8 protein-coding genes and 1 rRNA gene (1 of these 9 cut by a window edge) are annotated in these 12,727 nt (G+C 33.8%); 6 read left to right on the forward strand and 3 right to left on the reverse strand.

Annotation, left to right across the window (positions count from 1 at the left end; genetic code table 11):
- The 6 genes from EF513_RS04435 to EF513_RS04460 all read left to right on the forward strand — a co-directional run.
- Nucleotides 1-62 (forward strand): 16S ribosomal RNA (locus EF513_RS04435); it begins 1,439 nt to the left of the window's first position.
- A gap of 67 nt (nucleotides 63-129) precedes the next feature.
- On the forward strand, nucleotides 130-849 hold the full coding sequence (locus EF513_RS04440; protein WP_125216209.1) for a type II and III secretion system protein family protein: 720 nt from the start codon (nucleotides 130-132) through the stop codon (nucleotides 847-849).
- A gap of 199 nt (nucleotides 850-1,048) precedes the next feature.
- The gene (ndk, locus tag EF513_RS04445; RefSeq protein WP_125216210.1) at nucleotides 1,049-1,465 is read left to right on the forward strand and encodes a nucleoside-diphosphate kinase; all 417 of its coding nucleotides are present in this window, start codon (nucleotides 1,049-1,051) and stop codon (nucleotides 1,463-1,465) included.
- A gap of 237 nt (nucleotides 1,466-1,702) precedes the next feature.
- Nucleotides 1,703-2,191: a hypothetical protein gene (locus tag EF513_RS04450; RefSeq protein ID WP_125216211.1), complete on the forward strand. Its 489-nt coding sequence runs from the start codon at nucleotides 1,703-1,705 to the stop codon at nucleotides 2,189-2,191.
- A 128-nt stretch (nucleotides 2,192-2,319) separates the two neighbouring features.
- Nucleotides 2,320-2,577, forward strand: coding sequence for a hypothetical protein (locus tag EF513_RS04455; RefSeq protein WP_125216212.1), 258 nt, complete (start codon nucleotides 2,320-2,322; stop codon nucleotides 2,575-2,577).
- A 507-nt stretch (nucleotides 2,578-3,084) separates the two neighbouring features.
- Nucleotides 3,085-4,092 carry a GDP-mannose 4,6-dehydratase gene (locus EF513_RS04460; RefSeq protein ID WP_125216213.1) on the forward strand — a complete coding sequence of 336 codons (1,008 nt, stop codon included), beginning with the start codon at nucleotides 3,085-3,087 and terminating at the stop codon, nucleotides 4,090-4,092.
- A gap of 544 nt (nucleotides 4,093-4,636) precedes the next feature.
- On the opposite strand, the gene EF513_RS04465 is transcribed toward EF513_RS04460, so the two are convergent.
- Genes EF513_RS04465 through EF513_RS04475 form a run of 3 tightly spaced genes read right to left on the reverse strand, consistent with a single transcriptional unit; the run spans nucleotide 4,637 to nucleotide 12,701 of the window.
- Complete coding sequence (locus EF513_RS04465) at nucleotides 4,637-6,763, reverse strand: TrbL/VirB6 family protein (protein WP_125216214.1); 2,127 nt, start codon at nucleotides 6,761-6,763, stop codon at nucleotides 4,637-4,639.
- A complete protein-coding gene (locus EF513_RS04470) occupies nucleotides 6,760-9,093 on the reverse strand; it encodes a TrbL/VirB6 family protein (RefSeq protein ID WP_164503824.1) in 2,334 nt (777 codons plus the stop codon). The genes EF513_RS04465 and EF513_RS04470 overlap by 4 nt, the downstream gene beginning before the upstream one ends.
- Before the next feature lie 2 nt (nucleotides 9,094-9,095).
- On the reverse strand, nucleotides 9,096-12,701 hold the full coding sequence (locus tag EF513_RS04475; protein WP_125216216.1) for a hypothetical protein: 3,606 nt from the start codon (nucleotides 12,699-12,701) through the stop codon (nucleotides 9,096-9,098).
- Between the last annotated feature and the right edge of the window lie 26 nt (nucleotides 12,702-12,727).

Raw genomic sequence — 12,727 nt, forward strand, 5'->3', positions numbered from 1 at the left:
TGACTGGGGTGAAGTCGTAACAAGGTAGCCGTAGGGGAACCTGCGGCTGGATTACCTCCTTTCAAAGACAAAAGGGCATCACTATCTTTATTTATTCTATACTCTTCCACTTTCATTTGGGTTTCTAATATGAAAAAATTCATTAAAGCTTCTACTATTTTCTCACTTTTAGTGTTATCCTCATTTCATGTGAATGCAGATCATAAACCTCATTCATCCAATCAACAAGTTATGTTAAAAGTTAGGTTTGGTGAAATAGATCGTTTAAAAGCTCATAATTTAAAGCTTGCAGGTATTAAATCTGTCGAGTGTTTAAAGAAATATGGTGCATTTAAAACTTATGCTGAACCAACTTTAATTGCCATGAGTGGTGAAAAAGCTAAATTCTTTTCTGGTGGTGAAATACCAGTTATGAAAGGTGCCAATGGTACTATCAAGTATCAATCTTATGGTATTGAATTGGAATTTAAACCAGTAGTACATGGCCGTAATATTAGAATTGACATTGATTATAATATTAAAGATTTAGATAAAAACAAATCCCATACATTACCAGCATTTATTAAATCAAGAGCTTCTACTACTGTACAACTTGCACAGGGTGAAAGTTTCATGATTTCAGGTATAGTAAAGGAGAGCCAAGATGTGGATGTTTCCAATCATTTAGGTATTTTTAGTAATATTTTTGCTCCTAAATCAGGGTATGAACAAACTGAAATGGTACTTTCAATTACTCCATATTTTGTGGAACCAATCAAGCATGAAGAAATTAAACTACCTACCGATAATTTTGATGTACAAAACGAAATTAATAGTTTGTTAGGTAAATCTATAACTATTACAGAGTAGTTTTTAGATAATAAATCTTAAAAATCCTGGCTTTTGCTTGTTGTAAGTAAGTGCCAGGGTTTCTTTATTTACAAGTAATTATACAGATTATCCCAATTGCTGAAATATATTTATATTTAACTTCCGCAAAATGTATAATATACAAACAAAATTTTTACATATATTTAAATTTATAAATTGAACTTTAAGGATAAATCAAATGGAAAGAACCCTATCTATAATAAAACCGGATGCTACAAGACGTAATTTAACTGGTAAAATTAATGCAGTATTTGAAGAAAACGGTTTTAAAATTGTTGCTCAAAAGCGTGCTCGTTTAACACAAGCTCAAGCGGAAGGGTTTTATGCTGAGCATCAAGAACGCCCATTTTTTAATGATCTAGTAAAATTTATGACCTCTGGTGCAGTAGTAATTCAGGTATTAGAAGCTGAAGATGCGGTAGCTTTAAACCGTAAGATTATGGGAGCAACAAACCCGGCTAATGCTGAGGAAGGTACTATCCGTAAAATGTTTGCTGAAAGCATTGAAGCAAATTCTGTACATGGTTCAGACAGCTTAGAAGCTGCTAAAAGAGAAATTGCTTACTTTTTCACTGAAGATGAAATTGTAGGATAATAATATCCTTTAAAAACTTACAATGATAAAAAGCCTATAATAACATTTATTATAGGCTTTTTTTAATTCTCTCATATACAGGCTAGTCACTATATTCAATAAAATATCTCTTATAATATAACCGGTGCTGTTGCGCATCTTACAAAATATATGAATCTTGATTTAAAGTTAAAATTATTGTAGCAATTAACCGTTACAATTACGTTTGTAATAACTTTATATACAACGGGTATTATTATGAAAAAAATTATTTGTACTACTGCTTTATCTTTTATGTTAGTTAATGCGGCTTTAGCAGTAACTAATGATCAAGTATTAGCTAACGAAGTTGATTCTTCTATTTCTGTAAATCCAATTACCGGTGAGAAAGGTGAAGTAAGAAATGGAACTTTAGCTGCAACTATGGTTAATGCAGTAGAGATAGGCAAGCTATTAAGCAAAGTTCAGCTAACACAAGAAGAATTTAAGCAATTTGAAGAGTTAGAGAATCAGCAAAAAGAATTAATTCCTTATGCAAAATTAACCGGAATATATGATTTCTTTACAGTTGATGAATGGATGAGCGATAAAAGCAATTTAGGTAGATTATATACAGGCTTACTAGCTTTAGAGCGATTTCCAGAGCTTTTAACCAAAGAAAGAAAAACATTTTTAAAAAGAGTGGCTAAAAAAACTCCAAACCCTCAAATAAAAGCTAAGATTAAAGTTTTAACTAGTAAAAAATAATTTGCTCTTAGAATTAAATGTAATATATAGCTCAGATCTATTTGTAGGTTTGAGTTTTTTTATATTATATTATTGATGAATAATAACAAAGCATAATACTTTATATGTAAAACAGAGAATATATTTAAATGAAAATTTATAAAATCTTAGTAGCTATATTATTTATAGTAATATGCCATAATGCTTTAGCTAAACTGAATTATAATCAAATTCTAGCTTATAATGAAGCCTGCTGTATACTATATGATCTTAATAACAAGAAAATTGCCGAGAGCTTTAATGATCAAAACTGTAATAAAGCTAAGGCTCCTAACTCAACATCTAAAATAGCTTTAAGCTTAAGGGGCTTTGATAGAGACATATTAATAGATGAGAACACTCCCTAAGTGGTAGTTCCAAGAAGGCTATATAGATCGGGTGGATGCTTGGAAGAAAGCGCATATCCCTAAAACTTGGATAAAAAATTCTGTGGATTAGGTACAAAAAATAAATAAAGCATATCTGACTAAGTTTTTCTATGGTAATCAGGATTTAAGCGGTAACCTAGCTCACCGTTGGGTAAGAAAAGAAGTGGTAAAAAAAATTTTTACAAAAAATGAGATTTTGCAATAATAAAATTTAACAATATTTAGCTCTTGATTATCCTAATTTAAAAAGAAAATGCATAATATTATATTTTTATTTTTTATAAGAACTAATTGTATTAATGCTCTAACAAGGGCTGTTTTATAAAAAATATTGTATGCCTTCTTAAATTTTAAGTTTGACTAAAGTTCCTAGATATTTTGTTAGTTTTATTATCATCTTCACATGCCTAATTTATTTAAGCTTCCTTGACTATTAAAATCCTTTTCTTTATAAAAAATTACTAAATAAACTTTTGGTTGAAATAAATGGCAAACAAAGCACTAATTACTGGTATTACTGGCATGGTTGGTTCACACATGGCCGATTTTTTACTTGAGCATACTGATTGGGAAATTTATGGGCTTATTAGATGGAGAAGTCCGCTCAATAATATTTCACATTTGGTGGATCAAATTAATAATCATAAGCGTATACATTTAGTATATGGAGATTTAAAAGATGCTAATTCAATTGATGCAGTAATTCGAGAAGTTAAACCTGAGTATGTCTTCCACTTAGCTGCTCAAAGCTATCCTAAAACGTCCTTTACTGCGCCTTTAGATACTTACGAAACGAATATCCAAGGCACTTCTATTATTCTTGAAGCTTTAAGGCTTCATAAACCAGATGCAATAATTCATGTGTGCGCCTCTTCAGAAGTGTTTGGTAGGGTAGCCAAAGAAAAATTACCGATTAAAGAAGATTGCACTTTTCATCCGGCCTCTCCTTATGCAATTTCTAAAGTGGGAACTGATCTTATTGGGCGCTATTATGCTGAAGCTTTTAATATGACAGTAATGACCACTAGGATGTTTACTCATACAGGACCAAGAAGAGGAGATGTATTTGCAGAATCAACTTTTGCTAAGCAAATTGCCATGATTGAAGCAGGTAAACTGCCACCTGTAGTCAAGGTAGGTAACTTAGAATCTTTAAGAACTTTTGCAGATGTTAGGGATGCCGTTCGTGCTTATTATATGCTAGTTACTATGAATCCTATTGGTGGAGAATATTACAATATTGGTGGAACTTACACTTGTACAATCGCTAGTATGCTTGGTCACCTTCTTTCTATCTCAACTAAAAAAGATATTAAAATAGAAATGGATCCTGATAGATTGCGTCCTATTGATGCAGATCTACAAGTGCCTGACACCTCCAAATTTGAGCTGCATACCGGTTGGAAGCCAGAAATCACCTTTGAGCAAACCATGCAAGATTTATTGAATTACTGGCGTGAGCAAGTTAAATTTGCCGATTTTCTGAATAGATAATAATTTAAATCATAAAATTATTCTTTGCTGTGACTTAATTTCTAAGCTTGAACCACACGGCAACGATTGGGGGTATCTACTGACTTATGAAGGCTTTTTTCTCAGTAGGGAGAGGAGGATTTAGTTAAGGCTAGAGGGGCTAGTGTAACTAACACTGGTTTGATGAGTCCTGCTTGCTCGGTATACTACTTTTTATATCTTCTTAATTCTTTAATTAATTGTATGGTGTCAAATTTTCTAGTGAGTTCATATGTAATAATTTGTGATTATTGGGCATCCCATTTTCTCTCAAATTAAAGCTTCTCTTTACCTTTTTCTTGCCTTGCCTGATACTATTCATCGTCTATTTATAATCTTTTCCAGATAGGTATATGGCTGTTTAACAAGATTAAGAAAAATATTTTTTGCGTAACATCCAAGGAAATATCAGCTACTCTCCGTAATGCAAGATGAGCTGCAAATAGCTAATTAAGCAAAATTCTATCCATTAGAACAATGCTTGTTAGCTAACAAATGAATCCAAAAAGGTTGAATATTTCTATAACTAATCTGTATCATGATCGTTTGAAGAATTTGGTTTACTACGAAATATTTTATTAATTAACTTGCCTGGAATCGCCTTGGCTTCATCTTTTAGAGCCTTGTTAGCTTGCTTGATTGCATCTATAGACTGAGTAACAGGCTGTATTGCATATTTGTCTAATGTTTTATAAGCTTTGGTGCTTTTTACTGCGTTACTTATATCATCGGTTAACCCTATTTTGTTAGCTACGCGTGCACCAGTTTTAATAGCTCTTACACCAACTTTGGCACCAGCTTTGGCCATATTTTTAGGTAGTGCATCCATCTTCATGCCAACACCGGCTAAACCGCCTTTTGCTCCCCAGCTATATTCAATACCACTAATAATTTGCGCAATTGCTGCAGCAAGAGTAACAATTTGTCCTGTAGCAAAAGCTAATAATAATAATCTCAAGATTGAGAGATCAAAAATAGGTGCGCCACCTTTATGTAAAATATGATCAATGGTTTCTTGATCATCTCCATCCTTTAGTAATCCCATTCTTTTTTCATTATTACCTTGAGGAATTAAAAAAGGCATATCCTTATAACGATAACTTTTACATTCATAAGGTTTACAAGTTCTTCCGTTCTGTTCAAAATATCCTGGGGCATCTATATTAGCTTTAATATTTGCAATAGAAGGTTTAAACCACCAAAACTCAAATAAGGGAGGTATACTAGCCATTCTTGTCCAGCAAACTTTATAACCCAAATTTCTTTGAATTTCAGTCATTGCGGTATCTCTAATGAAAGTAAAGAATAATACGATAAGTAAAGCTTGGAAAGAAAATGAAATTAACATTCTCAGCCATGAATCAAACATTTGTTTAGTTTGGTTAAATAAAATACCTACTAAAAAGATAGGGCTAATGAGTATTAATAAACAAATTCCTAATATGGCAAGAATAAAGGTAGTAAGAGCCATGCCTGATGCAAGAATTAACATTACCATTGACACAATATAAATAATTCCAAAAGCAAAAGTTTGTAGATAAAATGGGCCACCAAAGGGGTTGAGCAAGCCAAGAATTTTTTTCCAAATGCTGCTATTTAACACTAATTGTATAAAAGGCTCAAAATAGGAATAATCGTCTGCATTATTGCCGGTGACATAACCAATTAATTCCAGTAAACCCTCAAGGAAAATGATGAAGAAGTAATCATATAAAAATATCCACGCATTAGGGGAAAGTAAAACAGCAATAAAACCTAATTTTAACATTCGCATTGCAACTTCACCCGCCTGTACCCTGAGCATGCCCATGATAAAAAGGAGGAAAGTTATAATTACATATAGAGTTAGTAAAACTTTAACAGATGTAATAATTATAGAGTTTCCTAATATACTAGCAAACATCCTCTTCGTAATTTCTTTGGTGGTGCTAATAATGGGTTCAATAATCCAACCGGTAATATCTAAGCCTTTATCACTTACTCCAGATTTAATTACAATTTGATAACTACCAGCATTATCGGTATAATATCTATCCAGTATCTTAAAATATAAAAATTTACCCATCCATGAGGCCGGAGGATGATCAAAATAACCACCTACTTGCTGACCTTCATAAAAAACATTGCTATTTACTCCAATTGCAGAGTTGAAACCTAGGTGTAGAATATCACTTTCGTTAATTTTAGATAATGTAGTAGGATTTTTAATGGATCTAGCTGATTGATTAGGATCTGCTTCCTTAGGATTAGCTACTAGCATGTATAAACCTACACCGTCTTTCATCCGACAAGGTGGATTTGTTATTGCAAATAAATTATTGCTGTAGAGGCAATAAGGTAAAAGTTTAGCTATTTCATTAGCTCGACCTTGACCGTTACCATACCAGGTGGTCCAGCCGGATTGCATATTATGATCGTCTGGTTTAACAACTATGTACAGTTTGTCCCCATTTAAGCGTGCAGTGGAAGGAAACCATTCTGCATATTGATTTTCTCGTTCTCCTTGGACGTTTAGTCCTAATGAAGAAACTGTAGTATAATAAAATTGTCCAAAATCATCGGGTTCAATACAATACTCACCACCGCTGCATGAAGTAACAGTTAAAAGCATGGTTAGCAGCGCAAGTTTGATAAATAAAAATTTTATTTTCATGAGATTACACTTTTAATAGCATTAAATGCGGTGTCTACAAGGTTTAGAATATGTTTTATAATACCACCTATAAAACCACTTGCTTTAGCAAAAGTATTGAGAGAACCGGCTTTTCCTAAGCTATCTCCTAGCAATGCCAAAGATAGCGTAGAAGTAAATTCTAATACTTTTTCAAGTAGCTTTACCATGATAAAAAGCATAAAGGCATTTACATAAAGTGAATAATAGCTTCGGAAAGTATGTTTAAAGAATTCTAACAGCTCATCAAAGAGGGTGCCATTAGTATTAAAATTGATAACTATTGGGCTAAAACCACTTGGTACAAACCAGGGTATAGTAAAGCTAAATAAATCTATTCCTAAGATATTGTAATTTAAAATGAACAATGGATTTAAGCAAAATTCTACTACTAATAACGGAGAAGCAAATATGTCTATAATCTCTGTCATTACTAGCAATACAATTATTAGAAGTACCGGATTGAATACTAGGTATATTAAAGTTTTAATCCATTCATCAAATAATTTTTTAGTTTGTGCAAACATGATAAAAGAGAGGAAAATAGGGGCGAGTGCAACTAAGAATGCAATCAAAATCATGTTAATTAAATATACCGCTATAATGTTCACAATGCTTATTAAAATTTTATAAAAAGCAAATCCAATTAAAACAAGAAGAAGAACGCCAAAGAAGCTATATATAAGTATATATTGCAAAAGACTTAGAATCACAAAAGGTAATGCTTTGAGGTATTTATTAAAGGTGTAATCTATAAATCCAAATGGGTTGTTAGGCTCACTATTAGTTATCATTGACAAAAGATTATCAGTGCCTAAAAAAAAGATACTGAAAAGGTTATCAAAAAAGAATTGCCAGCTTTTATCGCTAATAAGTATGGTAATAAAAGAAATCTTAAAAATTCTTAATACGATATCTCGCTGTGTTTCTTGGATATATCCCATGACAAATAATAGGCCGTAACTTACTACATACAGTACCATCATGGTTTTAATGATAGCTATAACATTAGTATTACCAAGAATACGATTGTAAGTAGTTGCAGCTCCTTCTGTAAGGCTCTCCTGAATAGGTTTCATAATCTTATCATTTAGCCAAGAACCAATACCATTTTGTACATTAATAGATATAGGCTTTACAATTACTTCAACATAATAATGATCAAGAAAGGCTTGATTTTGGTAAGCGCTATTATCGACTTTAAACCATAAGTTTCCAGGAGTGGTAGTGACAAACTTGCTATTTTTAGTAATAGTTTTAACGTCATTTGGTTCAGAGGTGCTTTGCTCGCCAGGATGTTTTTCAGAAAAAACAATCTTTAGGTTGCTCAAAGTATGATCAATATCGGTAAAATAATTAAATTTAAACATATAGTCATAAATCATACGCTGATAGCTGTCATGCAAAACGAAATGTGAGGCGCCTATATAAATTATTTCATCCCTATCCATAATAAATTGGTGGAACGCATTTGGATATTTTTCAGCGGTAATGGGTTGTTCTGCTGAATAAAGAGATAAAAAGGGGGCTAAGCTAGATTTAATGGTATCACTTTGATAATCTTTAAGGTAGGCAATTCTTACTCCCTTTCCTCCTTGATAATAACAGATCTTAGTATCATCATCTAGATTATTAAAATCACTCAACCCTAGGTTGTTAGAATCCCATGATCCATAATCATTATATCTGCATGCTTTAAACACACTGGGAGGTGGGTTGTCTACTGAAGTAAGGAATGTGTTTATATACCTGCCAAATGAGTGGGTATTAGGGTAAGGCATAATATAGTTAGTGGCCTCATGAGGTTTCCTGATATTAACGCCACTTCCATGATTACAAATATTAACTAAAGGTTCTCCTGTATAACTATCATCTATAGATACTACCACAAAATCCCCCTTTTTTAACGGAGGAGAAAAATAATTATATTTTTCTTCTCCTATAATGGGAATTGCACCATTTCCAGCACATTTGTCTGTATAGATTTGAGCATTTTCCGAACCTTTTTTTCGATAAACTTTGCCGTTAACTTTAATTTCTACTTCGTGTTTAGCTCCAATAGGTTTACCAAACCAGTCTTTTTGCCAGCCAAAAGTAGCAACATTATTGCTTCCTTGGTAGCTGCTGTTATAGTTTAAATCATTAAATTCATGATAATCTTTTGCAATAACCCCATCACCTCTCACAATGGTAGTAAAGCGATAAGGAGTTAACTCTTGAGTATTAAAATCTTGTTTATTGCTACAGTAGTAACTATCACCACATCCATTTAAGAGGAGTATTAAAAATGCTACTATTATAGTTCTAAGCATTATCATCCGTTTTTACCTAATATGATTTTTAATAACTCAGTTATGCGGTCATCGCTTTCAATATTTTTAGTAATATTAAACTTTTGAGCATTATCTTTAACATATTGAATATGCTCTGGTGTTATTTCTGTTACATCCTTTCCAAAGGTGCGGGTAAACTCTGTAGCTAATTCGTGTTCTGCTGCTTCAGGTGCTTCTTTAAATTCATCATGAATTTCTGTAGGTGAGGTGCTTGAGTAAGTTTCCTGTGAAATTTCTACTTGCGGCTGCTGATCAGATGCAGCGGTGCTGTCAGGTTTAGTTGCAGCATCCCCAAAAATGCTATTTTGATCATCATTAGTAAATGTTGTGATGCTTACAGTAGGGCTACTAGAGCTAGAACTGGATTCGCCATCATTACTTTCTCCATGCATAACTTCATTAAGTTCTTTTGTAAATTCTTGAGCCTCTTTGTAACCTTCTAGGGCTTGTTGGCCATTGTGAAGAATATCCTCTTTTTTCTTATTACCAGGTTCTGCTTCTTTTGGAGGTGTGGTAGCCTGCTCTGTTTTATCTACTTCTGTAGGTGGGACGACATCTGCAATAGGTTGCTCTTGTTTGCTTGCTTCTAGAGGGGAAGCGGGTTGTTCTAATTTATCTGTATCTGTTCTTGCTAACCCAGCTGGATCTGGATCCGCTTGCTCTAATCCATCTGCTCTTGGTTGTTCAGCTTGATTTAGGGTCGTTGGCTGTTCTAGCCCTTCTGTTCCTGTTGTTCTTTGCTGTGTATCTTGATCTACGCCTGGAGCTTGTGCCGGTTCTTCTGCTTTTTCTTCTCTTGGTACTTCTGGAGCTGGTTGCTGTGGCTCTTCTCCTATTATTCTTGTTGATGCTTCACCTCGGTAGGTGTTGCCTTGAGTTTGTAAAGTATCAGCATTTGTTTGAGGAACAGTACCTATACTAGATGAAAGACCATTTATATCTGAAGTAATAGTAACTGGAGCACCATTCACCTGTAGTGTAGTAGAAGTAGAAGGATTATTTGGATCTGAAATAATAGTAACTTGAGTACCATTCACATCTAGTGTAGTAGAAGGATCATTCGTATCTGAAGAAATAGTAACCTTAGTGCCATTCACATCTAGTGTAGTGGAATTGGATGTGCGAGATGAAGAATCCGTTTCCTTTAGTTGATTAATATTGCCTTTTGAACGTTGTCCTTCGTCGCCTCCATCATTTCCATCATCATCGCCGCCGCCCCCCCCGCCAGGTTTACGTCCGGAACCATTGCGGCCATCTTCATCATTTCCTTGGTTGCTAGGTGAGTTAGGATTGAAGTTAATAAACCTACCTGCAAGGCGATCAATCCTTTGAGCAACCGAGCCAGCTAAACCTAAGGCTTGGAATGGGGCGCTAAATAATAAGTCAGCTGCTTTAAAAGCACCTTCGCTTCCACCGCCATCTCGTACATTGCCAAGACCACCTGATAAGAATATTCCAGTGGTAGCCCGTACAAATTCAGGTACAAATTGGGTATATCTTTCTAATAACGAAGCCATTATGGCTGCCATAAGCAATGGCAGAATAAATACTATATAAAATTTAATTATTACGCCGAATCCACCATCGGAATAAACATCAAATCCCCACGGCATGAAACCCCATATACAAATAGCATTTTGAAACTCCCATGCCCAGTAGCTTGCAAACTCTCCTACTAAAGGAATTTTGCTTAATAAGCTTCCAACTAAGTCTATTTTAAACGGCCATGCACATTTATAGCAAAAATGTAAGTCTTGTAGTACATATGAAAGCTGCATAGCCAATAGATCGCATATTACAATAATACCTATCAGCATCATAAAGGGCTCAAAAATATAGCGTAAATTAATTTCAAGAAATTTAGTAAAAGGAGTTTTAAAAGTCTGGTTATCAAATAATATAAAAGGAATCAGGAAGGGAGCAGCCACAACCATAAAAGAGAGCATAACAAGTGCAAACATGTAACTCATTATGAATCGGGATAATACCTTAAAGAATTTAAAAGCAATATATAATAAGATTAGCAATAATGGTAGGCCGGTAAGTTGATCAGTTAATGCAAATAGCACTACTTTAGACCATAAATCCGGGTTTAGTGCTGTCATCCATACTCTATCAAATGCGCCAAAAATACTTCGTTCCGCTAGAGGATCAAACATGCTGGCTAAGTTTTTTATTGCATTGGTGGTAGCGTCAAAAAGATGTGTATGAAAAAACTCCCAATTATTAGGAGAAATTAGAGTGATTACTAATCCATATTTAGCAACTTTAGTAACTAATTCTAGCTGGGTTATTTTCTTAATACCTAGTACAAAACCTACGGCTTCTATAGTAATCATGAATACTAAGAAGGCCCTGAGAAGAATACTAAATTTGCCTTTATATAAATTTTTATAAGAATCTTCTCCTACTGATCTTAGAGAAGTATTCATGGTGTCTGTCAGCAAACCCATAACATCACTTAAAGAATAAGCAGGGACTTTTGCCATAATGGGAATTGATAAACTACCGTACCCATATTCTGGTTTACCTTGATGGCCTTTTAGTCTTACCCACGGATTACCTTTCCATGGATTAGGATCAGAAGCGGATTTTTTATAAGTAGTATTACGCTTAATGGAAATGATATTGCTAGCCGCTGCAGAATCTTGATTAGGATCTTTAGTGCTAATAACCATTTCGGCTACATCGTTATTTCCATCAACCGGTTGTTGTAAAACTTTAATAAAAACAATCATTTGCCCAGAATTTGGAGGATATTTAAAACGTAAATATATACGACCGGCAGTTGAAGCAATTTTATCTCTAGTATTAGTATAAGCACTATTACTATCCTGAGTGTCACTACCATTAATGAGAGGTAGCCAACCACTATTGCCAATTTTATATTCTATATTTAGTGCATTAATTTGTTGATCGGAACTATTTTTAATAATCTTTTGGGTACTATCTTGGGCTTGAGATAAGGTTACATTGGTGGTAACTTTGCGGGTATCGTCTTTGCTTTCGTAAATATTTAAACCACTATTTGCAAGAGTGAAAGAAATAGTGCTGCCGCTACTAACATCTATTTGGCTATCAACAGGATCATTAGTCCAAATTTTTACCCTATATCCTCGAAAACTATCAGTGGTGATATCAAACTCCCCTTTAGCAATCGCCTGATCCATTTGAGTAGAATACACCCCTTTATTATTACCAAGATAGGCTTTACCATTAATTTCGCCAATTTTAAATTCTTGAGAAGTTTTGACATCTTTTTTAGAAAAATAAATCCTATCAACTTTTGTCCATGTATTATACTTACTGGTATTAGAACTAGGGGCTAAAATATCGCGGCCATTAACAAGCATAGATTCATAATTGTTTCGATAATGCCCGTTAGCTTTAACATCGATTGCAAAGCTCTCATAATTATAAATTGTAGTACCAAGAGGATCCGTAAAAATAACCGGTAAGCAAAAATTAAGTACAGAGGGAGAAAAAATCCTAGCCAATGGGCTTTCACCATTACAACCTGTTAAGCTTGTAACAAGTAGCAGTGAAGCTAGTAATTTATATATCCTGGTTATTATGTTGCTTAACATTAGCTTATTTTGCTCCCTTAAATTTT

It is taken from the genome of Rickettsiales endosymbiont of Stachyamoeba lipophora (genome assembly GCF_003932735.1).
Lineage (GTDB): Bacteria > Pseudomonadota > Alphaproteobacteria > Rickettsiales > 33-17 > RICK01.